Annotated in this window: 1 pseudogene; it reads right to left on the bottom strand. The window is 42.1% G+C overall.

Annotation, left to right across the window (positions count from 1 at the left end):
- Window positions 1-302: pseudogene (locus AAEY68_RS20820) on the bottom strand (hypothetical protein); the annotation flags it as partial.

The following is a 302-nucleotide window of genomic DNA, read 5'->3' as shown; positions in this document are numbered from 1 at the left end:
CAATAAGTTGCCTCATACACATATTCGTTATGCTTTTTTTCAAGCTCAAATAACGAGCCCCAATCAGCCAATAATTTACCTTGTTCAATTAATTGACAACTTAGCTCAAGCTCATAAGCTTCTAATCCAAAGTCGCCGTTGTCGTCTCGCTCACCAACTAAATAGCCTTCGAGTTCCATTGTATCGTTAATAGCACCACCGCCACCCAAACGCTGCGCTAGTATGTTTCCACTATCTGTTTGGTGCGACACTAATCGACACTCAAACTCACGCTCAAAAGGCAAAACATAGGGGTGATATAC

Origin of the sequence: Pseudoalteromonas sp. RB2-MNA-CIBAN-0110 (assembly GCF_040309305.1) — a bacterium.
GTDB classification, from domain to species: Bacteria; Pseudomonadota; Gammaproteobacteria; order Enterobacterales; family Alteromonadaceae; genus Pseudoalteromonas; species Pseudoalteromonas arctica.
This window is presented reverse-complemented; position numbering and strand designations above follow the sequence as displayed.